This is a genomic window from Inhella sp. (assembly GCF_027532025.1).
GTDB lineage: Bacteria > Pseudomonadota > Gammaproteobacteria > Burkholderiales > Burkholderiaceae_C > Inhella.
In genome coordinates this window covers 1-22289 of sequence record NZ_JAPZSY010000089.1, presented here as the reverse complement: position 1 = coordinate 22289, position 22289 = coordinate 1, and the positions used below count along the sequence as shown (strand labels likewise).

Genomic DNA, 22289 nt, shown 5'->3' with positions numbered 1-22289 from the left:
TGTGGGGGCTGTGGGGGGGGGGGGGGGGGTGGCTCTTGGTCAACCCCCACCGCGCCGCGGGGCCCCGGCGCCCGCCGCGAAGGGTCGGTGGTGGCGCGGAAGTGTCGCGCGCCGCGCCGCTGTTGGTGCCCCCAGGTTCAGTTCACGACCTGCGCCAGCTCGCCCTTGGCGTAGGCCGCGGCCATGTCCACCAAGGTGCGGGCTTGCTGCACACGGCCTTGGCCTTCGCAACCAAACTCCAGGTAGCGCTGCTTGCAAATGGCCTGAGCCGCGGCGCGGGCGGGCTTGAGCCACTCGCGGGCGTCGAACTTGTCGGGGTTTTCGGCCAGGAACTTGCGCACCGCGCCGGTCATCGCCAGGCGGATGTCGGTGTCGATGTTGATCTTGCGCACGCCGTGCTTGATGGCCTCTTGGATTTCCTCGACCGGCACGCCGTAGGTCTCCTTCATCTGGCCGCCGTACTGGTTGATGATGGCCAGCAGCTCTTGCGGCACCGACGAAGAGCCGTGCATCACCAAGTGGGTGTTGGGGATGCGGGCGTGGATCTCTTTCACGCGGCCGATGGCCAGGATGTCGCCCGTGGGCTTGCGGCTGAACTTGTAGGCGCCGTGGCTGGTGCCGATGGCGATGGCCAGCGCGTCCAGCTGCGTGGCCTTGACGAACTGCGCCGCCTCTTCGGGGTCGGTCAGCATCTGCGCATGGCTGAGCTTGCCCTCGGCGCCGATGCCGTCTTCCTCGCCGGCGTCGCCGGTTTCCAGGTTGCCCAAGCAGCCCAGTTCGCCCTCGACCGACACGCCCACCCGGTGCGCCATGTCAACCACGGTGCGGGTGACGGTCACGTTGTAGTCAAAGTCGGCCGGTGTCTTGCCATCCTCGCGCAGCGAGCCGTCCATCATCACGGAGCCGAAACCCAGGTCGATGGCGCCTTGGCACACCTTGGGGCTGGTGCCGTGGTCCTGGTGCATCACCAGGGGGATGTGCGGGTAAGCCTCGGTGGCGGCCTGGATCAGGTGCTTGATGAAGGGCTCGCCCGCGTACTTGCGCGCGCCGGCGCTGGCTTGCAGGATGACTGGCGCGCCCACCTCGTCGGCCGCGGCCATCACGGCTTGCACCTGTTCCAGGTTGTTGACGTTGAAGGCAGGAATGCCATAACCGTGCTCGGCGGCGTGGTCGAGCAACTGGCGCATCGAAACGAGTGCCATGGGGAACCTCAGCGGAGAGTTGAAAAAGCTTTTTAGGCCGGTGTAACCGCGCCGTAACTGCTCGGGATTCTACGGAGGCGACTCTGCCGCCTTTCCCCCGGGGTCGGGGTGGAACTGCAGCATCTGGCCCACGAATTACGCGGTGTTTCATGGCTTCGTCGGGGCTTGCTGGGGCGGCGCCGTTCCTAGACTGGAACCATGTCCGTGAACCGTCGCCACCTGCTTCTGCTGCTGCCTGCCCTGGCCGCCTGCGCGGCCCCCGTGCGCACGCCGCCGCCACTGGGCCTTCGTCAAGTGGCGCAGTGGCAAGCCTGGGTGGACCCCAAGCTGCAAGGCCAAATCGCGCTGGGCCAAATCACCGGCGGTGACGCACCCGCCACGGGCATGCTGCAAAAAACCATGGCCTGGTTCTGGGGCACCCCCGCCGACACCACCGTGTTGACCGACGGCCTGGAAGACCAGCTGCGCGCGCTGAGCCTGTTGGCGGCGCTGCCGGGCAGCGGCCGCTTCGCGCTGGATGCGCAACTGCTGCAGCTCGAAGTCGGCGGCCTCGTGCTGGGCGCCGAAGCGCAATCGCAGGTGCTCTACACCCTGCGCGAGGGCGACAAGGTCGTCTACCAGCGCCGCGTGCGCGCCCAGGCCCAAGCCGGCTGGGGCGACCACCTGCTGGGCAGCGACCGCCAGCGCCTGGCCAAAGAGGCCGCGCTCAAGGAGAGCTTGCGCATGTTGGCGCAGGATTTGGTGACGTTGCGGGTTTGAGCGCCGGCGGCGGCACTCAGGCCGGCGAGATCGCGGTGGCCTGCGACCAAACGGCTTGCCACCCCTGCTGACGGCATTCGTAGGTGTCGGTGTGCCACACCTCCACCACCCGTCCCGACGGAAACCGCAGGCGGGCGCGGTAGCGGATCGCAGCCATGTGCGGCGAGAGGCGGCACTCCATCTCCCCCACGATGTCCCAGGCTTCGTAGAACGGGCCTGCACTGACGGCGCCGAGGTAGGTCGCGCGGTCCATCACCCGGCCAGCCGGCGTGATCAGCTGGTACTCGGGGGCGTGCAGGGCTTCGCAGGTCGCCATGTCGCGCAGCACCAGGGCCCGGGTGCGCTTCGTCTCGAGCGCCTGAAAAAACGCCAGCGTCGACCCCAGCTCCTCCTGCATCACCGCCACCCAAACATCATCTGCCGCGCCAAGGCCTGCCGCAGCGGCGGCAGGTGCTGCATGGCGCGCAGGCCCAGCTCGCGCAGGCCGGTGGCCCACGGCAGGTCCACCGCAAAGCCGCGGGCGAAGAGGTCGGTGGCGCCCATCAGCATCCAGCGGTCGGGCGTGCGCTGGCGTTGGAAGCGGGCCAGGCCCTCGTCCAGGCCCGCGGCGTCGCGTAGCGCGCGGGCCACGGTCACCGCGTCGCGCAGGCCCAGGTTCAAGCCCTGCCCGGCCACGGGGTGCAGGGTTTGCGAGGCATTGCCGATGCGCACCACCCGGCCCTGCACCTGCTGGCGTTCGGCGTTCAGGCCCAGCGGGAAGGCCTTGAGCGGGCCGATGCCGGTGAGGTCCCGCGCCTCGGGCGGGAACAGGCTGCGCAGCGCGGTCAGGCGCTGCTCGTCGTCCAGCGTGGTCACGGGGTCGTCGGCGCTGCCCACGCACCACACCAAAGCGGCGCGTCGACCTCGGGCGTCGTCGGGCAAGGGCAGCAAGGCCAAGGGGCCGCTGCGGGTGAAGCGCTCCACCGCCAGGCCGCGCGGCACGCCGGGGCCCAGGCGCAGCTCGCCCACCCAGGCGGTTTGACCGTAGTCGCGGCGCCACTCGCGCCCGACCTGGTCGGCGAACAGGCCGCCCTCGGCGAGCACGACGAGGTCGAAGGCCTCGGCCACGCCGGCGTCCAGCTCCACGCGGCCATCGGCCAGCGACTTGAGGCCCGTGGCGCGCTGGCCGAATTGGTGGCGCAGGCGCTGCGGCGCGGCGGCCTGCTGGCGCAGCCAAGCGTCTTGCAGCGCGCCAAGCACGCTGCCGTACGCGAGCACGGCGCCCAGCAGCGGCGCGCGCATCTCGGCGGCGGTCAGGCGCAACTCGGCCGCACCGGGCGGCACCTGGCTGACGCTGATGGTGGTGATGGGCTCGGCCTGCTCGGCCGGCCAGGCCTGCAGGCGCTGCAGCAACTGCACGCTGCCCAAGCTCAGGGCCAGGGTGCGGGCGTCGCGGGTGAGGTCGGCGTCCAGCGGACGGGCGTCGAACACGGAAACCGCCGCCCTCGGCAGGGCCTGGGCCAATAGTTGAGCCGCACACAGGCCCACGGGCCCGGCGCCAACGACGGCGATGGAGGGGAGAGGCACACTCACCCTCCCATCGTACGAACATGCCGCCCACCTCATGCACTACAACCGCCTCGGCCGCGCCGGCCTGAAAGTGTCTGCCCTGTCTTTGGGCTCTTGGGTCACGTACCACAACCAAGTGAACGCGGACGCCGCGGTGGAGTTGATGGCCGCGGCTTTCGACGCCGGCGTGAACTTCTTCGACAACGCCGAGGTTTATGCCAAGGGCCAGAGCGAGGTGGTGATGGGCGAGGCCTTGAAACGCTTGGGCTGGCCGCGCCTGAACTACATCGTCAGCACCAAGTTCTTCTGGGGCCTGGAGCGCGAGGGCAACACCGTCAACCGCCAGGACACGCTGAACCGCAAGTACCTCATGCAGGCCATGGACGGCAGCTTGAAGCGTTTCGGCCTGGATTTCATCGATCTCATCTACTGCCACCGCCCCGACCCGCACACGCCCATCGAGGAAACCGTGTGGGCCATGCACAACCTGATCGAGCAGGGCAAGGCGCTGTACTGGGGCACCAGCGAATGGCCGGCGGCCGACATCCGCGCCGCCTACGAGATCGCCGAGCGCCACCACCTGCACAAGCCGTTGATGGAGCAGCCGCAGTACCACCTGTTCCACCGCCAACGCGTGGAGCAAGAGTACGCGCGCCTGTACGAGGACATCGGCTTGGGCCTGACCACCTGGAGCCCGCTGGCCAGCGGCCTGCTGACCGGCAAATACCGCCAGGGCGTCCCGGCTGGCAGCCGCGGGGCGATGGAGAGCATGGCCTTCCTGCGTGAGCAATTGCTGGACGAAAAGCGCAACGCCGCGGTCGGCGAGCTGGAGGGCATCGCCCGCGAATTGGGCGGCAGCGTGGCGCAACTGGCCATCGCAGCGCTGACCCTGAACCCGCGCGTGTCCACGGTCATCCTGGGCGCCAGCCAGCGTCGTCAGTTGGACGAGAACCTGGGCGCGTTGGCGCTGCGCGAGCGCCTCACCCCAGCGGTGATGGCGCGTGTGGACGCGATCACCCGGCCGCTGGCGGCGTGAAGTCCCCGCCCGCTGGCCGGTCGGCGCGGCACACGCAGTCGCGCCCCTGGGCCTTGGCTCGGTAGAGCGCGGCGTCTGCTTGCCGCAGCCAGTCGGCGGGTGGCTCGTTGCGCCCGGGAACGCCCGCCACCACGCCGACCGAAACGCTGAGCCGCCCGATGGGCGAATCGGCATGGGGCAGGTCCAGGCTGGCCAGGGCCAACCGCAGCTCCTGGGCGCGCTGCACGGCCGCGTCGGTGTCGCAATGTCCGAGCAGCATCACGAACTCTTCTCCGCCGTAGCGGGCCACCAGATCCACGGACCGACGTGCTGCGTCTTGCATCATGCGCGCCACGGTGCGCAGGGCCAAGTCGCCAGCTTGGTGGCCATACCGGTCGTTGTAGCGTTTGAAGTGGTCGACGTCGATCACCAGCAGCGCCATGGGGGCGCCGTCTCGTTGGGCCTGCTTCCATCGCATGTCCAGCTGGCGCATCAGCTCCCGGCGGTTGGCCGCACCGGTCAGCTCGTCGGTTTGTGACAAGGTCTCCAGCCGCTCGTTCGCGGCCCGCAGGTCGGCTTCGACCCGTCGCTGCTCGGTGATGTCCGTCATCACCCCCACGAAGAACTGACCGGCGGCGGTTTTGACCTCGGACAGCGCCACCCACAGGTCCAGCTGGTGCCCTTGGCTGTCGATCGCCTGCAACTCGCGGCGCGCGCCAATCAACGAGGTGGGGTCCCCGCGCAGGTGGCGGCGCAGTTCGTCGGCCAACAGCTCGGCCGTTGCGGGCGTCAAGATCCGATGGCCCGGTTGCCCCGCCAGTTCCGCTTCGGTGTAGCCGAACAAGGCCTCGGCCGCCGGGTTGGCGCTCAGGAAGTGGCCACGGCGGTCCATGGTGACGATGGCCGCGCCCGTGGTCTGGATCAGCGCCTCCAATTGCGCCTGGCTGGCGGCCAGCCGCGCCTCTTGGCGGGTGAGCGCGCTGACGTCTTGCCGCACCGTCACCACAAAGCCCTCGGCCGTGCGCGACTCGTGCACCAGCACGTCGCGGCCATCGGGCAGGTGCATCACCCTGGGCGTTTCTTGGCCGTGGCTGGCCACGCGCTCGGCGATCCAGGCTTCCTCTTGGCCAGCTGCCTCGACGGGCAGCCGACCCAGTCGTTGCGACAGGCGCACGCCGTCCTCGAAGGTGCGTCCGATCAGCGCGTCGTAGTCGACGTCGGGGTACCAGCTGCGGTAGAGCCGGTTGACCAGCATCAGGCGGCCCTGCGGGTCGTACATCTCGACGCCCACGGGCAGGGCGTCCACGGCGGCGTGGAGCAGCATTTGCTCGCGCTCCACCTGGGCCTTGGCCTGCGCCAGCTGGTGGCGGGCGCCGACCAATTCGCTCACGTCTTGCCGCGTGGCCACGATGCAGCCCGACGGCGTGCGCTGTTCCTGAATCTGCAGCCAACGACCGCCGGATTCCATGACGAAGGGCCGGCCCAACTTGCCGCGGCTGCTCAGCCGTTCCGCCAGCCATTCGCTCTCGCGCCCCACGGCCGCAGGCACTTGCCCCAGCGCCGCGCTTTGGCGTGCCACGTCGGCAAAGCTCACACCGGGGCGCAACATGTCGGCCGTGCCCGGATGCAGTTCGCGCACCCGTTGGTTGCAGCGGATCAGGCGGTCGTCGCTGCCCCAGATCTCGAAGCCCGCCGGCAGGGCTTCGAGCGCCTCGTCCAGCACGGCCAAGGTGGCTTTGGCCGCGGCGCTGCCAGCGCGCTGGGCGTCCAGTTGCGCCTGTCCATCCGTCACGTCCGTGCGCAGGTGCAGCATGCCGCCCCCGGGCAGCGGGGATTCGCGTATTTCAAAAGTTCGTCCGTCGCGCAGCTTGTGCCGGCGCCGCAGGGGCGTCGCAGGGTCGGTCGCGCCATCGGACGGCAGGGTCCGCACCAGCTCGTCGCGCCCGATGCCCAGGCGCAACAGGGGCTGGGCTTCGGGCCAGGTGGAGGCAAAGTCTGGCGAGAGATGGACCAAGCGTCCGGCGGCGTCGAACACCAGGGCCGACGTGCCGGCGGTCTGCAGCGCCGCCTCGACCCAGCGCCAACGCTGCCGAGCTTGGCGTTCCCGCCACACGAGCACGACAACGGCCACCCCGAGCAGGCCAGCGCCCAGCCACAGGCTCCAGCCGGTCAGGTTCACGCCAGGGCTCCGTCGTTCAGGGCCTGCCAGCGCTCGGGCGTGCCCACATCCACCCAAGGCGTGTGCAGCCGCTGGGCCCCCACGCGGCCTGCGGCGATGGCCGACTCCAAGCAGGGCCGCAGCGCTTGGCACTGGCCGGTGGCCACCCCCGCCACCAGCCCAGCGCGGAACAGGCCCACGCTCGCCCAGGTCAGGCAAGGCCCGTCGAAGCCCGCGGCGCGGCTGCGCGCCAAGCCGTCGTGGCCGATGCCGAAATCGCCTTGTGGGTGGTGGGGCGCGTTGTCGGTCAGCCAGAGCTGGGCCAGGCGCTTGGGCGTGCGCTCGAAGGCGGCCACGGCCCCGGGCGAAAAGGCGAAGCCGGGCAGGAACACATCGCCCGACACCACCCAAAACGGGTCGTCGGCTTGGTCAACCAGCCAAGGCAGTGCCGTGGCCATGCCGCCGGCGGTTTCCAGCGCGCCGCCATGCGCCGCGGCTTCGTTGCTGTAGTGCAGCCGCAGGCCCCAGCGCTCGCCATGCCCCAGGGCGGCGGGGAAGGCGTCGGCCAGCCAGGCCGTGTTCAACACCACCTCCCGCACGCCAGCCGCCGCCAGCGCCTGCAGGTGCCAGCCGACCAGGGGCTGGCCGCGCACGGGCAGCAGTGGTTTGGGGGTGCGATCCGTGTGCGGCCGCAGCCGCTCGCCGCGGCCGGCGCACAGGATCAAGGCTTTGATGGCCGTCATCCCCGGCAGTGTCGCAGCCGCCACAGGCCCGGGCGATGGGGGCAGCACGGAGGCGGGGGTTTCTAGAATCTCGCGTTTTCCCCAAGCCCTGCCGCCCCACCATGCCCAAGAACACCGCCTTGATGGCCCACGCGATCCGCGCGCTGGCCATGGACGCCGTCCAAGCCGCCAACTCCGGTCACCCCGGCGCCCCCATGGGCATGGCCGAATGCGCGGTGGCGCTGTGGGGCGGCGCTCTGAAGCACAACCCGGCCGACCCGCTGTGGATCGACCGCGACCGCTTCGTGCTGAGCAACGGCCACGGCTCGATGCTCATCTACGCGCTGCTGCACCTCACGGGCTACGACCTGCCCATGAGCGAGTTGCGCAACTTCCGCAAGCTGCACAGCAAGACCCCGGGCCACCCCGAGGTGGACGTGACCCCGGGCGTGGAAACCACCACCGGCCCGCTGGGCCAAGGCATCGCCAACGCCGTGGGCATGGCCCTGGCCGAGAAGCTGCTGGCCGCCGAGTTCAACCGCCCCGGCCACAACGTGGTTGACCACCGCACCTACGTCTTCCTGGGCGACGGCTGCATGATGGAAGGCGTCAGCCACGAGGCCTGCGCGCTGGCCGGCGCCTGGGGCTTGAACAAGCTGATCGCCGTGTACGACGACAACGGCATCTCCATCGACGGCCAGGTCGCCCCCTGGTTCGCCGACGACACCGCCAAGCGGTTTGAGGCCTACGGCTGGAACGTCATCGGCCCGGTGGACGGCCACGACGTGGCCGCCATGCAAGCCGCCATCGCCCAGGCCCAGGCCAGCACCGCCAAGCCGACGCTGATCCGCGCCAAGACCGTCATCGGCCAAGGCAGCCCCAACCGCGCCGGCACGGCCAAGGCCCACGGCGAGGCCCTGGGCGCCGACGAGATCGCGCTGACCCGCGCCGCACTGGGCTGGACGCACGAGCCCTTCGTCATCCCCGAGGGCGTGTACGCCGACTGGGACGCCAAGGCCGAAGGTGCCAAGCTGCAAGCCAGCTGGGCCGAGCGCCTGGCGGCTTACGCCAAGGAGCACCCGGCCCTGGCCGCCGAGCTGGACCGCCGCATGAAGGGCGAGCTGCCCGAGACCTTCGCCAAGACCGTGGCCGACCTGCTGGCCAGCACCCACGCCAAGGCCGAGACCGTGGCCAGCCGCAAGGCCAGCCAGCTGGCGCTGGAGGCCTTCACCGCCGCGCTGCCCGAGATGCTGGGCGGCAGCGCCGACCTGACCGGCTCCAACCTGACCAACACCAAGAGCACGCCCGCGCTGCGCTTTGAGGACGGCAAGCCCAACGGCGGCCGCCACATCAACTACGGCGTGCGCGAGTTCGGCATGGCCGCCATCATGAACGGCGTGGCCCTGCACGGCGGCTACCTGCCCTACGGCGGCACCTTCCTGACCTTCAGCGACTACAGCCGCAACGCCATCCGCATGGCCGCGCTGATGAAACGCCGCGTGGTGCACGTGTTCACGCACGACTCCATCGGCCTGGGCGAAGACGGCCCGACGCACCAGTCCATCGAGCACGCCGCCAGCCTGCGCTTGATCCCGCACCTGGACGTCTGGCGCCCGGCCGACACCCTGGAAACCGCCATGGCCTGGGCCGCGGCCATCGCCCGCCAAGACGGCCCCAGCGCCCTGCTGCTCAGCCGCCAAAACCTGCCCTACGCCCCCAAGGCCGACCTGTCGGTCGTGGCCCGCGGCGCCTACGTGCTGGCCGAGCCGAGCGAAGTCGGTTTGAAGAAGAAGCCCAAGGCTGTCATCGTGGCCACGGGCTCCGAAGTGCAGTGGGCGCTGCACGCGCAGCAGCAACTGGCCCAAGACGGCATCGCCGTGCGCGTGGTCTCCATGCCCAGCACCAACGTGTTCGACCGCCAGGACAAGGACTACAAGAAGTCCGTGCTGCCCAAGGGCCTGCCGCGCATCGTCATCGAAGCCGGCGTCACCGACGGCTGGTGGAAGTACGCGCCGGCGGCCGTCGTCGGCATCGACCGCTACGGCGAATCGGCCCCGGGCAACGTGCTGTTCGAGCACTTCGGCTTCACGGCCGCCAACGTGGTGGCCACGGTGAAGGCTGTGTTGAAGAAGGGCAAGCGTTGAACCGGACCGAGCGCGGAGCCCATTCGATGGGGCGGGATGGCATGAATCAGCAGCGCGAACGAGGGGGGTGCAGCATGCTCCGGTGGGGCGCAGGGATGGCTTTGGCATGGGCCTCTGCCGCCGCTTGGGCGCAGCCGGCGCCCAGCGCCGACCCGAGCGTCTGCTTGGTGCGGCCGGCGCTGCACGATGCCCTGCGGCGGCACGTCGACCGAGGGTCGGTGGGAACGTTCAACGTCGTGTTGCATTTCACCCAGCCCGATGCGGCGCCCCGCATCGAATGGCAGATGGACCCGGTGTCGGCGGAATTGAGCGACGAGCTGACGTTCTACTTCCAGGGTTTTCGGCTGCCGTGCCTCCAGGCGTCGCAAGCGCCGGTGAGCGTCAAGCAGCGCGTGGCTTTGGTGCCGGACGCGGCCAGCGCCGACGCTGAGCGCCGTGCGCCTGCCGACGGGCCGGCCTGCGTGAAGCGCATGATGGGCGAGTTTCCCGGGCGCCACACCACCGCCGAGGGCAAGGCCCTGCTCCGCCTAACTTTCGACCGACCCGGGACGCCCAGCCGCCATCGTGTGCTGTACCGGAGCCCCGGCTTCAACGACTTGCCCTTGCTGAAAGAGTTCGCCGATCTGCACCAGTTCACTTGCTCTGCCCCGGCGCAGTCGGCCGAACTCGACACCGTGCTGATCCTGCAAGGCGGCCGCCGACTGCAGTTCACCCAGCCCGTCAAGTTCAAGGATTTCCTGCCCCTGGTGAAGGATTGGCGGCAGCAAACCTTTGACTTTGACCTCAACGCCATGGGCTGCCCGTTCGACGTGCGTTGGGCCTTGCGGCAGCCTCACGCCGACAACGCGGTCACCGAACTGGACGCGCCCCAACCCGCCCGTGCGCCTCTGCTCGACTGGCTGAAGCGGCAAGTCTTGCGCACGCAGTCGGCCGAGGAATACGACCAAGTGGTGTTCGAGCCCATGACCTTGCAAATGCCCTGCGGCCGCTTGAAGTACGTGCCGCCTCAATGACCCCTGTTCCATCCCCCTGGAGAGTCTCATGACCATCAAAGTTGGCATCAACGGCTTCGGCCGCATCGGTCGCATGGTGTTCCGTGCTGCCGTTCAAAACTTCTCGAACGACATCGAGATCGTCGGCATCAACGACCTGCTGGAGCCCGACTACCTGGCCTACATGCTGAAGTACGACAGCGTGCACGGCCGCTTCGAAGGCGAGGTCAGCGTGGACGGCAACACCCTCGTCGTCAACGGCAAGAAGATCCGCCTGACCGCCGTGAAGGACCCGGCCGAACTGAAATGGAACGAAGTCGGCGCCGACGTGGTGCTGGAATGCACGGGCCTGTTCCTGACCAAGGACGCTGGCGAGAAGCACCTGGCTGCGGGCGCCAAGAAGGTCGTGTTCAGCGCGCCGTCGAAGGACGACACGCCGATGTTCGTGTACGGCGTCAACCACGGCAGCTATGCCGGTCAGGCCATCATCAGCAACGCCAGCTGCACCACCAACTGCCTGGCCCCGGTGGCCAAGGTGCTGAACGACAAATGGGGCATCAAGCGCGGTCTGATGACCACCGTGCACGCCGCCACCGCCACGCAAAAGACCGTGGACGGCCCCAGCAACAAGGACTGGCGCGGTGGTCGCGGCATCCTCGAAAACATCATCCCCAGCAGCACCGGCGCCGCCAAGGCCGTCGGCGTGGTGATTCCTGAGCTGAACAAGAAGCTCACCGGCATGGCCTTCCGCGTGCCCACCAGCGACGTGTCGGTGGTGGACTTGACCGTGGAGCTGAACAACCCGGCCACCTACGCCGAGATCTGCGCCGAGATGAAGGCCCAGAGCCAGGGCGCGCTTAAGGGCGTGCTGGGCTACACGGAAGACAAGGTGGTGGCCACCGACTTCCGCGGCGAGGTCTGCACCTCGGTGTTCGATGCCGAGGCTGGCATCGCGCTGGACAGCACCTTCGTCAAGGTGGTGAGCTGGTACGACAACGAATGGGGCTACTCCAACAAGTGCCTGGAGATGGTGCGCGTCGTCGCGCGCTGACCCTCGTGCGTTAGCCACCGGGCCGGGTCGCGGGAGCGACTTCGGCCCGGTTTCACTTTGAGGGGTTCGAATGCGAAACGTTTGGGTTCGGCGCGCGGCAGCCGTCGTGGGCGGGGTGGGTGCCTTGCTGCTTTCAGCCTGCGCCGTGGCGCCCATGCAGGCGTGGGAGCCGGCGGCTGTGGCCGCGCAGGTTGACGGCTGGGAGGTGAGTGGCCGCTACGGTTGGTTGCCCGACCAGAAGAGCCTTCGCTTCGGCCCCTAGGCCACCGGTCCGCGCGAGCGCACGCGCAACCGCCAGGCCGAGCCCCTGTGTCGGCCCGAGCCCTGCCGAACCTGGAGCCCCGCTCGCCTGCAGGCCAGTTGGGAGCAGATGCAGCTCTCCACCACGCAGGCCTTGGCCTTCGTGCAGCAGGGGCCCGGCGGCGCGCGGGCCGAGGTGCACGCCGCTGCCCAACTGGACGAAGTGCAACGGCGCCAGTGGAGTTTGGTGTGGGGCGAGGTGACTGCCAGCCGCGCCTGGCGCGACCAGTTCAGCGGCTGGGTGGAGCCCCAGCGGGCGGACGGCGGACCCGCGCCCGCCTGGCGCTTCCTGGTGGCCTTTGACCGCGACCTCGACCCAGAGTTGTCCGACCTGGGCTATGCCGACAGCCAAGACGGCCGGGCTTGGGTGATTCAGCCCCTGCGGGGGCTCAAGGGCGCCAAGGCCGACAGCCGGGCCACGGCCTGGATGGCCTCGCTTCCCACTGGCTACCGGCTGCTGCGTCGCGCCGACGGCGCCTGGGTGGCCAGCGTGGCCACCCAAAGCGATGGGCAGGGCCGTGTTTGGCTGAACCCCCAGTTGCCCCCGGACGAACAATTGGTGGCCTCGGCGCTGGCCAGCGCCTTGCTGTTGCAGTCTCGCGGTCACTGAGTTCGCTGCTCGCGTGCACTATTGCAGCGTTTGGCGTGGGGCATCCCATGGCACGGGCTGGCGCCCTCGCCTGTTCCTACACTCGACGCCTCTGCCTCTTGGGAGACCCCCATGCCAAGCGCCCCCCTTGCCCTGCGTCGCCTGACCTGGGCCCTCATGGCCGCCGGACTGGCGCAAGCGCCAGCGGTGGCCCAAGCCCTGGAGCCCGAAGGCCGGGTCATCGTTCGATGGAAAGCCGATGCCCCGACGGTCAAGGCCCGTGCGCTGCGCCAACAGGCCCTGGCCCAGGAGGCGGCGGACGTGTTCCAGCGCCGGGCCGACCAGCTGGGGCAGCGGGCCGCGCTGTCGCTGCAAACCGGCCGTGGCATCGATGCGCTGACCCACGTGGTGCGGGCGCGCGGCATCGACTCCGCCACACTGGCCCAGCGCTTGGCCCAAGACCCGCAGGTGGCCTTGGTGGCGATCGACCACCGCCGCCGACACAGCCGGGTGCCCAACGACCCGATTTACAGCAACGGCGCCGGCATCGGGCCCACGGCGGGGCAGTGGTACCTCAAGCCGCCCGGGACCGAGGTGCGCTCGTCCATCAACGCCGAGACCGCCTGGGACACCACCACCGGCAGCGCCAGCGTGGTGGTGGCCGTGTTGGACACCGGGGTGCGTTTGGACCACCCCGACCTGGTGGCCAACCTCGTGCCGGGCTACGACATGATCGGCGCGGGGGGCAGCGGCTCGGTGCGGCTGGCAGTGGCCAACGACGGTGACTTGGCCGACCCCGACCCCAGCGACCCGGGCGACTGGGTGTCGCAGGCCGACATCGACGGGGGCAGCCTGGGCAGCGGTTGCACGTCCAGCGACCTGGAGGACAGCAGCTGGCACGGCACCAAGGTGGCCGGCCTGATCGCCGCCACGCCCAACAACGGCATCGGTTTGGCGGGCGTGGGTTGGAGCACCAAGGTGCAGCCCGTGCGCGTGCTGGGCAAGTGCGGCGGCTACGACTCCGACATCCTCGCCGGCATGCGATGGGCGGTGGGCGTGAGCGTGCCGGGCATCCCGGTCAATGCCAACCCGGCCAAGGTGCTGAACCTCAGCCTGGGGGGCAGCGGCGACTGCACCGGCAGCTCGGGCACGCTCTACACCGAGGCCATTGCCCAGGCCACGGCGCGCAACGCGGTGGTGGTGGTGGCGGCCGGCAACTCGGCGGGCGAACCGGTGGACTTGCCCGCCAACTGCCCCGGTGCCATCGCCGTGGCGGGCTTGCGCCACATCGGCTCCAAGGTGGGTTTTTCCAGCATGGGGCCCCAAGTGGCCATTGCCGCGCCAGGGGGCAACTGCGTGAACCTGGGTGGCACCTGCCTGTACCCCATGGTCACCACCAGCAACAGCGGCCGTCAGGGCCCGCTGCTCAGCACCTACACCTACAACGAGGCTGCGGTGGGCACCAGCTTTGCCACGCCCCTGGTGGCTGGCGTGGCCGCCCTGCTGTACGCGCGCGACCCGGGCCTGACCAGCGCCCAGGTGCGCAACGCGCTGACCAGCACGGCGCGCCCCTTCCCGACCAGCGGCAGCGGCAGCGATGTGCGCGCCTGCCCGGCGCCCGTCAAGGGCACCGAGGTGCTGGAGTGCTACTGCACGACCACCACCTGCGGCGCCGGCATGCTGGACGCGCGGGCGGCGGTGCTGGCGGTGGGCGCGCCGCCGCCACCTCCCCCGGCCCCCACGCCCAGCCCAACGCCCAGCCCCACACCGGCCCCCGCCACGGGCGGTGGCGGCGGCGGGGCGTCGCACCCCGCGTGGCTGCTGGGCCTGGGCCTGGCGGTGGCCCTGCTCAGCGGGCGGGGGACGCGGCGCTCGAAGCCGCCGACGCGGCCGGCGCCGGCGCCTCGGCGAGGCTGAAGCCGGGCGCGCAGGCGCGCGGGGCGCCCGGCCACTCGGGCGCTTGGGCCTGGGCTTGTGCGGCGGGCCAGTCGGCGCTGCGCAGCACCCACTCCTGTCCGGGCGCTTGAGCAGCCACCATGCGCAAGGCGCGCAGGCCTTTGCCCTCGCGCAGGCGGTTGAGCGCGGCTTGAGCGGCCTCGCGCTGAGCGTGGCGCGACACCACCCACGACCGTTTGCTTTCGCTGGGCAGGCGCTCTGCGGTGGCCTCCACGCCGGCGCGATTCAGCACCGACTTCTTGCGGCCCAGCTCCTCGGCATCGTCGGCCTCGCGGGTGGCCACCACCCATTCGCCCGGGCGCTCCAGCACCCAGGCTTGCAGCGCGGGCACGCCCAGGCGGGCCAGGGCCTCGCGGGCGATCGGCAGCGGGGCGGCATCGGGCCAGGGGCCGACTTCGCGGCAGACGGGCACGTGGCGCAGCGCACGGCGGGCCTCTTCGGGGCTCAGGGCCTGCCAGCGCTCCGCGGCCACCTGCGCCGCCAGGCGCTCGGGCTCGCGTTGGGCCGACCCGGGGTTGCCCCCCAGCCAGCCTTGGCTCCAGGCCCAGAGCAGGGCGTTCAGCCCCAACAGCACCACCAGCAACCAGCGCAGCATCGCGTCACGCTCCCCAGCTTTGCAGATGAACTTCGCCCGCCGCCACGGCGTGGCGCCGGCCCTCGGCGTCGCGCAGCAGCAGGGCGCCTTCGGCATCCACCCCATCCACCGTGCCGCGCAGCGCACCGGCTTGCACCGCTTGACCGCGCAATGCGTCGCGTGCGTCGAAGCGCGCCTGCCAGGCGCGCCAGCCCTCCCGGGGCCAAGCCTGCAACAGCGCGGCCAGCGCCGGGCCTGCGCAGGCCAGGGCGCTGGCGGGCGTCCAGCGAGGGTCCAGGCGGCGCAGGCCAGCGGCCGGCTGGCCCGGGTCGCTGGGCGGATCGTCCAGGTTCAGCCCGACGCCCACCACCACGGCCTGTACTTGGGCGCCCTGCAGCACGGTTTCGATGAGGATGCCCCCTAGCTTGGCCGCGCCCAGGCGCAGGTCGTTGGGCCACTTCAGGCCGATGGCGCGCCCTTGCGGCTCCAGGGCGTCGGCCAGCGCCGCGCCCACGGCCAGCGACAGGCCCTGCAGCGGCGCCCCCTGCCAGGGCCAAGCCAAGCTGAAGGTCAGCGAGGCGCCCGGCCAGCTTTGCCAGGCGCGGCCCTGGCGGCCGCGGCCCGCGGTTTGGCGCTCGGCCACCAGCAGGCGGGGCTGGCTCAGGCCAGCACGCACGGCGTCGAGCAAGGCGGTGTTGGTGGACGGGCATTCGGCCACCACCTGCAGGTCCACCGTCGGACCCAGGGCCAAACGCAGGGGGCTCAGGTCGTCGGCCGTCATGGTGGGGGGCGCTCAGCGCTTGGGCGCCAGCATGGTGCCGCGGCACTGCGCAGCGCCGCACAGGCATTGGTACTGGCGCTTGAGCTTGGCCGTGTAGCGCGCGTCCAGCACCAAGCGGTAGTCGTAAAACAGCTCCTCGTCGGGGGCGAGGTCGCGCAGGGCCTTGATCCACACGCGGCCCCGAACTTCTTCGGCCTCGCAGTTCGGGTCGCAGCTGTGGTTGATCCAGCGGGCGTCGTTGCCGCCGTACAGCGCGTCGATGGTTTCGCCCGACTCGAGCTGAAAGTAGAAGGTGTGATGCGGGTCGCTCGGGTCGTGGGGGTGGCGGCGTTCGGCCTCCTCCCAGCTGATGCGCTCGCCCTTGTATTCGATGAGCCGCTCGCCCGCCGCGATGGCCACCCGCGCGTAGACGCCGCGCCCGTGCACGCCGGACTGTTTCACCTGGATGCGTGGCGAGGATTTGGCGGACGGCATGGCTTCGCTACAGTGGTTTGGGTGTGGGTGCGCGCGTGGGCGTGCGCACACGCACGCGAGAGGCGGCGCATTGTGCAGCAGCCCACCCCCGAACCGAGAACGATTCCCGCATGAGCCTCAAGACCCTGGTCATCGCCGAAAAGCCCTCCGTGGCCCTCGACATCGTGCGCGCACTGACGCCCACGAGTGGCAAGTTCGAGAAGCACGACGAGTACCACGAGAACGAACACTACGTCGTCAGCTCGGCCGTGGGCCACCTTGTGGAAATCGCTGCGCCCGAGGGCCAAGACCCGAAGCGCGGCAAGTGGAGCTTTGCCAACCTGCCGGTGCTGCCCACCCATTTCGACCTGCAACCCATCGACAAGAGCAAGGGCCGGCTGAACGCGCTGGTCAAGCTCATCCGCCGCAAGGACGTGGGCCAACTCATCAACGCCTGCGACGCGGGCCGCGAGGGCGAGCTCATCTTCCGGCTCATCCTGCAGTACGCCCAGCCGGCGCGTGGCAAGTTCGACAAAACGGTGCGGCGCCTGTGGCTGCAAAGCATGACGCCCCAGGCCATCCGCGACGGCTTTGCCGCCCTGCGCAGCGACGAGCAACTGCTGCCCCTGGCCGATGCCGCCCGCTGCCGCTCCGAGGCCGACTGGCTGGTGGGCATCAACGGCACGCGGGCCATGACGGCCTTCAACAGCCGCGACGGCGGCTTCTTCCTCACCACCGTGGGCCGGGTGCAAACGCCCACGCTGTCCATCGTGGTCGAGCGCGAAGAAAAGATCCGCAAGCATGTGGCCCGCCCCTACTGGGAAGTGCGTGCGCAGTTCGACGCCGCCGCCGGCCCCTACGAGGGCAAGTACATCCAGCCTGGGTTCAAAAAGGGCGACGACCCCGACGCCCGCGCCGACCGCCTGTGGGACCAGGCCGCCGCCGAGGCCATCGCCAAGGCCGTGAAGGGCCAGCCCGCCACGGTCACGGAAGAAAGCAAGCCCACCACCCAGGCCAGCCCCACGCTGTTCGACCTGACCACGCTGCAGCGCGAGGCCAACTCGCGCTTCGGCTTCAGCGCCAAGACCACCCTGGCCCTGGCCCAGGCCCTGTACGAAAAGCACAAGGCCCTGACCTACCCGCGAACCGACAGCCGCCACCTGCCCGAGGACTACGTCCCCGTGGCCAAGCAAACGGCCGAGATGCTGCGCGACGCCGACCTGCCCGGGCCCCTGGGCACCCTCAGCCAGCACGCGGCCACGGCCCTGAAGGCCGGCTACATCAAGCCGACCAAAAAGGTGTTCGACAACACCAAGGTCAGCGACCACTTCGCCATCATCCCCACGCTGCAGTCGCCCTCCAGCCTGACCGAGGCCGAGGCCAAGCTCTACGAGCTGGTGGTCAAGCGCTTCCTGGCCGTGTTCTTCCCGGCCGCTGAGTTCCAGGTGACCACGCGCATCAGCACGGCAGCGGGCCACCAGTTCCAAACCAACGGCAAGGTGCTGGTCAACCCCGGCTGGTTGGCCGTGTACGGCAAAGAAGCGCAGGACGACGACGCCACCCTCGTGCCCGTGGCGTCCGGCGAGCGGGTGCGCACCGAGAGCGTCGACGTCAAGGGCCTGCACACCAAGCCCCCGGCGCGCTACACCGAAGCCACGCTGCTGGGCGCCATGGAAGGCGCCGGCAAGCTGGTGGACGACGACGAACTGCGCGAAGCCATGAGCGAGCGCGGCCTGGGCACCCCGGCCACGCGCGCCAGCATCATCGAAGGCCTGTTGACCGAGAAATACCTGTTGCGCGAAGGCCGCGAGCTCATCCCCACCGCCAAGGCTTTCCAGCTGATGACCCTGCTTCGCGGCCTGGAGGTGGAAGAGCTCACGCACCCCGAGCTCACCGGCCAATGGGAGTACCAGTTGGCCCAGATGGAAAAGGGCAAGCTCAGCCGCGAGGCCTTCATGGCCGAAATCGCCAAGATGGCCGAGCGCGTGGTGGCCAAGGCCAAGAGCTACGACCGCGACACCATCCCGGGCGACTACGCCACGCTCAGCACGCCGTGCCCCCACTGCGGCGGCGTGGTCAAAGAAAACTACCGCCGCTTCGCCTGCACGGCCTGCGAGTTCTCCATCACCAAGATCCCCGGCGGGCGCAGCTTCGAGCTGGCCGAGGTCGAGCAGTTCTTGCGCGACAAACGCATCGGTCCGCTGGAGGGCTTCCGTTCTCGCATGGGGCGCCCGTTCACCGCCGAGCTGCAGCTGGTGCGCGACGACGAGATCAACAACTGGAAGCTCGAGTTCGACTTCGGCGACGACAAGGCCGGCGACGACGGCGAGCCGGTGGACTTCGGCGAGCAAACCGCGCTGGGTCATTGCCCCAAATGTCGGGGCCGCGTGTTCGAGCACGGCAGCAACTACGTGTGCGAGCACGCCGTGGGCGACAAGGTGAGCTGCGACTTCAAGAGCGGCAAGATCATCCTGACCCAGCCCATCGAGCCGGCACAGATGAGCAAGCTGCTGGCCGAGGGCGGCACCGACTACCTGGACAACTTCGTCAGCAACCGCACGCGGCGCAAGTTCAAGGCCAAGCTGGTGTTCGACGCCAAGGCGGGCAAGGTGAACTTCGAGTTCGAGCCGCGCCCCGAGCGCAAGCCAGCCGCCAAGAAGACCAGCCGAGCCCGCGCTTGAGCCCCGGGCCGGCGAGGGCCGCTGCCGCTGCGTTGAGCCGGCCCTCGCCATCGACGAACCCTGCGCCGGCCTGCCCTGAGAATTCCGCGCATGGACACCGCCGGCCTTGACGCCCTGAACCGCGCCGCACGCGACGCCAGCCGCCAGATGGCGCGCTCGTCCACCGCCGCGCGCAACGCCGCCCTGCACGCGCTGGCGCGCCGCTTGCGCGCCGCGCCCGACGCCTTGCAGGCCGCCAACGCCCAAGACCTGGCCGCCGCCGCCCACCTGGACGCCCCGCTGCGCGCGCGCTTGGTGCTGGACGCCGCCACGCTCGCCACCCTGGCCGAGGGCTGCGAGCAAATCGCCGCCCTGCCCGACCCCGTGGGCGCCATGACGAACCTGCAGCGCCGCCCCAGCGGCATCCAGGTCGGCCAGATGCGGGTGCCCCTGGGCCTGTTCGGCATGGTCTTTGAGAGCCGCCCCAACGTCAGCATCGAGGCCGCCAGCCTCGCCATCAAAAGCGGCAACGCCTGCATCCTGCGCGGCGGCTCCGAGGCCCTGCACAGCAACCGCGCGCTGATCCAACTGGTGCAAGAGGCCCTGCGCGAGGCGCAACTGCCCGAGGCCGCCGTCCAGCTCATCGACACCCCCGACCGCGCCGCCGTGGGCTGGCTGTGCCGGGCCGACATCGACCTGCTCATCCCGCGCGGCGGCAAGGGCCTGATCGAACGCGTCAGCGCCGAGGCCACCGTGCCCGTGCTCAAGCACCTGGACGGCAACTGCCACTGCTATGTGGACGCTCACGCCGACCTGGACCAGGCCCTGACCGTGGTGGACAACGCCAAGACCCAAAAGGTCAGCCCCTGCAATGCGACGGAAAGCCTGCTCGTGCACCGCGCCGTGGCCGCTGAGTTCCTGCCGCGCCTGGCCGCGCTCTGGGCGCCCCGAAGTGACTGGCCCGGCGTCACCTTCCACGCCTGCCCCGACAGCCTGCCCTTGATCCCCGGCGCCGTACCCGCCACCGAGGCCGACTGGGGCACCGAGTACCTGTCGCTCGACCTCTCCGTGAAGCTGGTGGACGACCTCGACGAGGCCATCGCCCACATCAACCGCTACGGCAGCCACCACACTGACGCCATCCTCACCACCCACCACCCCAGCGCCATGCGCTTCCTGCGCGAGGTGGATTCGGCCAGCGTCATGGTCAACGCCAGCACGCGCTTCGCCGACGGCTTCGAGTACGGCCTGGGCGCCGAAATCGGCATCAGCACCGACAAGCTCCATGCCCGCGGGCCTGTGGGGCTGGAGGGACTGACGACCTACAAGTGGGTGGTGCTGGGCGAGGGGCAAGTGCGCCGCTGAGCCAGCGCTGGGGGCCGTGCCGAGCGCAGAATGGCCCCATGCCTGATGCTGCTTGCGCCCTCGTCCCCACCGACCAACTCGCCCCTGAGGCCCTGCACGCCGCCTTCATGCGGGCCTTTGCCGATTACGTGGCGGGCCCGGCCCACATCGAGCTGGCCCAGTGGCCCGGCTTGTTGAGTCGGCAGGGCGTCGACCTGGCGCTGGGGCGTGCCGCGTTGGAGCCCAGCACCGGCTCGGTGCTGGGCTTTGTTTTGGTTGCGCCACGCGCGGTGCTGTCGCGCTGGCGCATCGGCACCATGGGCGCGGTGCCTGAGGCCCGGGGGAGTGGCGCTGCACGCCTGCTGCTGCAGGACCTGCTGCAACGCGCTCGTGCGGCCGGGATGGCGGCCGTGGAGCTGGAGGTGTTCGATCAGAACCCACGGGCGGTGCGGCTCTACCAGCAGCACGGGTTCGTGGCGCAGCACCCGCTGCACGGCTACAGCGCGGCAGCGCCGGAGGCCAGCCCGCCAACCCCACCGCCTGTCGCTTGGGCCTGCGCCCCAGCGGCCGCCCTGGCATGGCTGGACGGCGCGGCGGCTGCAGTGCCCGACTTGCCCTTGCAGGTGGCGGCGCCGGTGGTGCAGGCGCTGACGACGCCCTGGACGGCCTGGCGTTGCGGCACGGCACAGTTGGTGTTCAGCGGCGACTCGGCGACGGGTCTCATCGTGCGCTCCTTGATCGACCGCGACCCGGCTCAGGCCGACGCCGAACGCTTGGTGCGCGGTTTGCTGGCCGCGCACCCCGGCGCCCGGGTGATCGTGCCCCCACTGCAGCGCCCCGACCTGGGCGGCGAGGCCCTCGTCCGCGCCGGCTTCGAGCGCGACCCGCTCTGGCAGTGGCTCATGCGCTGCGATCGGCCCAGCTCGGTAGCGGTGACCTAAGCGCCCGGTCCGATGCGCCGGGGTTGGTGCCGCGCAGACGCCTGGGGCGGCCGCGCCACGGCAAGCCTCGACAAGGCCCTGAAAACGCGAGGGGCTTGAGGGCCTGACGGGCCTCCGGCCTCTAAGCTGCCGCAGTGACCCACGCCACGCACCGATCGACCCCCTGGCTGGCCTCTTGGATGGCCGCCTTGGCGTTAGCCTGCGCTGCGGACGCCGTGCGAGCCGCATCCTTGGCGCCACTCAAGCTCAGCACGCACGAATTGCCCCCCTACTCCACGCAAGGGCGTGGCCGCCCCAGTGGGCTCGCGGTCGACGTGGTGGTGTGTGCCGCCAAGCGCCTGCCGCTGGGCCTGGAGCTGGAGTTCGTGCCGTGGGCGCGTGCGCAAAAACATGCCCAGGAAGGGCAGTCGGATGGGTTCTTCGCCGCCTCGCAGTCGGCCGAGCGCGACGCCTATGCCACACGCAGCGTGACGATTGCGCCCCAGGAGTGGCGTTGGTACGCCCTGCGCAGCCGTCCCTGGCAGCCCAGTCACCCCGAGTTCAAGGCGCAGGCCCGCGTCAGCAGCTTCCTGGGTGCCAACATGCAAACCTGGCTGAAAGAGCAGGGGTACCGGGTTCAGTCGCCGCCCACCCAGTCCACCGCTTTGCTGAACATGCTGATGGCCGGTCGCCTGGATGCCATCTTGGCCAACCATTTGGTGATGGACCAGTTGCTGGCCGCGCATCCGCGCAAGGGCGAGGTGGTGTCCCACCTGGCCCTGGACAAGCCACTCAGCGTCTACTTGGTCGGACCTGAAGAACCTCCGCCAAGCCCTCTTTTTCATAGGAGGGGGATCGCCCTGACAGGGGCAATTCCGATGGCCTGAACTCCCGGATTGCCTTCCACTGCCCCGCAGTTTCTGGGAGTTTTGGGAGCACTGCCGATGGCCACCGACGACTTCTTCCGCGCGCGCCTGGACGGCATGGTCGATCCCCGCCACCCCCTCGTGGTGCTGGCCACCCGGCTGCCCTGGACCGCGATCGAAGCCAGCCTGGCGCCGCTGCTGGCGCGCAAGCCCAGCAGCCGTACCGAAGTGGCCGACCAGGACCTGTTCGGCCCC

Annotated in this window: 20 protein-coding genes and 1 pseudogene; 13 read left to right on the top strand and 8 right to left on the bottom strand. The window is 70.2% G+C overall.

The window, feature by feature from the left end; all coding sequences use genetic code 11:
• Positions 1–137: 137 nt before the first annotated feature.
• Positions 138–1202: a class II fructose-bisphosphate aldolase gene (gene fba, locus O9335_RS11880; RefSeq protein ID WP_298388316.1), complete on the bottom strand. Its 1065-nt coding sequence runs from the start codon at positions 1200–1202 to the stop codon at positions 138–140.
• Between the two features lie 198 nt (positions 1203–1400).
• Here fba and O9335_RS11875 point away from each other — a divergent pair, with 198 nt between their 5' ends.
• Positions 1401–1961: a hypothetical protein gene (locus O9335_RS11875; protein ID WP_298388315.1), complete on the top strand. Its 561-nt coding sequence runs from the start codon at positions 1401–1403 to the stop codon at positions 1959–1961.
• Between the two features lie 16 nt (positions 1962–1977).
• Here the strand turns inward: O9335_RS11875 and O9335_RS11870 are convergent, their stop codons facing one another.
• Together O9335_RS11870 and O9335_RS11865 are read right to left on the bottom strand one after the other, a co-directional pair.
• Entirely contained in the window at positions 1978–2358 is a 381-nt protein-coding gene (locus O9335_RS11870) for a nuclear transport factor 2 family protein (protein WP_298388313.1), read from the bottom strand.
• Positions 2358–3533 (bottom strand): FAD-dependent monooxygenase, encoded by a 1176-nt coding sequence (locus O9335_RS11865; RefSeq protein WP_298388311.1) that lies wholly within the window; start codon positions 3531–3533, stop codon positions 2358–2360. Before O9335_RS11865 ends, O9335_RS11870 begins: the two co-directional genes overlap by 1 nt.
• A gap of 31 nt (positions 3534–3564) precedes the next feature.
• On the opposite strand from O9335_RS11865, the gene O9335_RS11860 reads away from it, so the two are divergent.
• Positions 3565–4545, top strand: coding sequence for an aldo/keto reductase (locus O9335_RS11860; protein WP_298388309.1), 981 nt, complete (start codon positions 3565–3567; stop codon positions 4543–4545).
• On the opposite strand, the gene O9335_RS11855 is transcribed toward O9335_RS11860, so the two are convergent.
• Positions 4523–6703, bottom strand: coding sequence for a diguanylate cyclase (locus O9335_RS11855; protein WP_298388308.1), 2181 nt, complete (start codon positions 6701–6703; stop codon positions 4523–4525). The genes O9335_RS11860 and O9335_RS11855 overlap by 23 nt on opposite strands.
• Positions 6700–7425, bottom strand: a complete 726-nt coding sequence (locus O9335_RS11850; protein ID WP_298388306.1) for a nucleotidyltransferase family protein — start codon at positions 7423–7425, stop codon at positions 6700–6702. Before O9335_RS11850 ends, O9335_RS11855 begins: the two co-directional genes overlap by 4 nt.
• A 101-nt stretch (positions 7426–7526) precedes the next feature.
• Between O9335_RS11850 and tkt the strand changes: the two genes are divergently transcribed.
• The 6 genes from tkt (at position 7527) to O9335_RS11820 (ending at position 14397) form a co-directional block, all read left to right on the top strand.
• Positions 7527–9548, top strand: coding sequence for a transketolase (tkt, locus tag O9335_RS11845; RefSeq protein ID WP_298388304.1), 2022 nt, complete (start codon positions 7527–7529; stop codon positions 9546–9548).
• Positions 9549–9643: 95 nt separating this feature from the next.
• Positions 9644–10561: a hypothetical protein gene (locus O9335_RS11840; protein ID WP_298388302.1), complete on the top strand. Its 918-nt coding sequence runs from the start codon at positions 9644–9646 to the stop codon at positions 10559–10561.
• Between the two features lie 28 nt (positions 10562–10589).
• Entirely contained in the window at positions 10590–11591 is a 1002-nt protein-coding gene (gene gap / locus O9335_RS11835; RefSeq protein WP_298388300.1) for a type I glyceraldehyde-3-phosphate dehydrogenase, read from the top strand.
• Positions 11592–11661: 70 nt separating this feature from the next.
• A complete protein-coding gene (locus O9335_RS11830) occupies positions 11662–11853 on the top strand; it encodes a hypothetical protein (protein ID WP_298388298.1) in 192 nt (63 codons plus the stop codon).
• Between the two features lie 108 nt (positions 11854–11961).
• Positions 11962–12501, top strand: a complete 540-nt coding sequence (locus O9335_RS11825) for a hypothetical protein (protein ID WP_298388296.1) — start codon at positions 11962–11964, stop codon at positions 12499–12501.
• A 111-nt stretch (positions 12502–12612) separates the two neighbouring features.
• A complete protein-coding gene (locus tag O9335_RS11820) occupies positions 12613–14397 on the top strand; it encodes a S8 family peptidase (protein WP_298388293.1) in 1785 nt (594 codons plus the stop codon).
• On the opposite strand, the gene O9335_RS11815 is transcribed toward O9335_RS11820, so the two are convergent.
• The 3 genes from O9335_RS11815 to O9335_RS11805 are packed head-to-tail and all read right to left on the bottom strand — an operon-like array spanning position 14330 to position 16265.
• Positions 14330–15031, bottom strand: coding sequence for a hypothetical protein (locus O9335_RS11815; protein WP_298388291.1), 702 nt, complete (start codon positions 15029–15031; stop codon positions 14330–14332). The genes O9335_RS11820 and O9335_RS11815 overlap by 68 nt on opposite strands.
• A gap of 4 nt (positions 15032–15035) precedes the next feature.
• Positions 15036–15791, bottom strand: a complete 756-nt coding sequence (locus O9335_RS11810) for a biotin--[acetyl-CoA-carboxylase] ligase (protein ID WP_298388289.1) — start codon at positions 15789–15791, stop codon at positions 15036–15038.
• 12 nt (positions 15792–15803) lie between these two features.
• Entirely contained in the window at positions 15804–16265 is a 462-nt protein-coding gene (locus O9335_RS11805; protein WP_298388287.1) for an SET domain-containing protein-lysine N-methyltransferase, read from the bottom strand.
• Between the two features lie 110 nt (positions 16266–16375).
• On the opposite strand from O9335_RS11805, the gene O9335_RS11800 reads away from it, so the two are divergent.
• From O9335_RS11800 to O9335_RS11780, 5 genes and pseudogenes are all read left to right on the top strand, one after another.
• Entirely contained in the window at positions 16376–18925 is a 2550-nt protein-coding gene (locus tag O9335_RS11800) for a DNA topoisomerase III (RefSeq protein WP_298388285.1), read from the top strand.
• A 75-nt stretch (positions 18926–19000) separates the two neighbouring features.
• Entirely contained in the window at positions 19001–20269 is a 1269-nt protein-coding gene (locus tag O9335_RS11795; RefSeq protein WP_298388317.1) for a glutamate-5-semialdehyde dehydrogenase, read from the top strand.
• 38 nt (positions 20270–20307) lie between these two features.
• The gene (locus O9335_RS11790) at positions 20308–21189 is read left to right on the top strand and encodes an N-acetyltransferase (RefSeq protein WP_298388283.1); all 882 of its coding nucleotides are present in this window, start codon (positions 20308–20310) and stop codon (positions 21187–21189) included.
• Positions 21190–21323: 134 nt separating this feature from the next.
• Complete coding sequence (locus O9335_RS11785; protein ID WP_298388281.1) at positions 21324–22055, top strand: ABC transporter substrate-binding protein; 732 nt, start codon at positions 21324–21326, stop codon at positions 22053–22055.
• 51 nt (positions 22056–22106) lie between these two features.
• A pseudogene (locus tag O9335_RS11780) lies at positions 22107–22289 on the top strand (IS5/IS1182 family transposase); the annotation flags it as partial.

Bases quoted from the DNA above. Each gene is read 5' to 3' on its own strand.
- fba (WP_298388316.1), bottom strand. From the start codon at position 1,202: ATGGCACTCGTTTCGATGCGCCAGTTGCTCGACCACGCCGCCGAGCAC.
- O9335_RS11875 (WP_298388315.1), top strand. From the start codon at position 1,401: ATGTCCGTGAACCGTCGCCACCTGCTTCTGCTGCTGCCTGCCCTGGCC.
- O9335_RS11870 (WP_298388313.1), bottom strand. From the start codon at position 2,358: ATGCAGGAGGAGCTGGGGTCGACGCTGGCGTTTTTTCAGGCGCTCGAG.
- O9335_RS11860 (WP_298388309.1), top strand. From the start codon at position 3,565: ATGCACTACAACCGCCTCGGCCGCGCCGGCCTGAAAGTGTCTGCCCTG.
- O9335_RS11850 (WP_298388306.1), bottom strand. From the start codon at position 7,425: ATGACGGCCATCAAAGCCTTGATCCTGTGCGCCGGCCGCGGCGAGCGG.
- tkt (WP_298388304.1), top strand. From the start codon at position 7,527: ATGCCCAAGAACACCGCCTTGATGGCCCACGCGATCCGCGCGCTGGCC.
- O9335_RS11840 (WP_298388302.1), top strand. From the start codon at position 9,644: ATGGCTTTGGCATGGGCCTCTGCCGCCGCTTGGGCGCAGCCGGCGCCC.
- gap (WP_298388300.1), top strand. From the start codon at position 10,590: ATGACCATCAAAGTTGGCATCAACGGCTTCGGCCGCATCGGTCGCATG.
- O9335_RS11830 (WP_298388298.1), top strand. From the start codon at position 11,662: ATGCGAAACGTTTGGGTTCGGCGCGCGGCAGCCGTCGTGGGCGGGGTG.
- O9335_RS11825 (WP_298388296.1), top strand. From the start codon at position 11,962: ATGCAGCTCTCCACCACGCAGGCCTTGGCCTTCGTGCAGCAGGGGCCC.
- O9335_RS11820 (WP_298388293.1), top strand. From the start codon at position 12,613: ATGCCAAGCGCCCCCCTTGCCCTGCGTCGCCTGACCTGGGCCCTCATG.
- O9335_RS11815 (WP_298388291.1), bottom strand. From the start codon at position 15,031: ATGCTGCGCTGGTTGCTGGTGGTGCTGTTGGGGCTGAACGCCCTGCTC.
- O9335_RS11810 (WP_298388289.1), bottom strand. From the start codon at position 15,791: ATGACGGCCGACGACCTGAGCCCCCTGCGTTTGGCCCTGGGTCCGACG.
- O9335_RS11805 (WP_298388287.1), bottom strand. From the start codon at position 16,265: ATGCCGTCCGCCAAATCCTCGCCACGCATCCAGGTGAAACAGTCCGGC.
- O9335_RS11800 (WP_298388285.1), top strand. From the start codon at position 16,376: ATGAGCCTCAAGACCCTGGTCATCGCCGAAAAGCCCTCCGTGGCCCTC.
- O9335_RS11790 (WP_298388283.1), top strand. From the start codon at position 20,308: ATGCCTGATGCTGCTTGCGCCCTCGTCCCCACCGACCAACTCGCCCCT.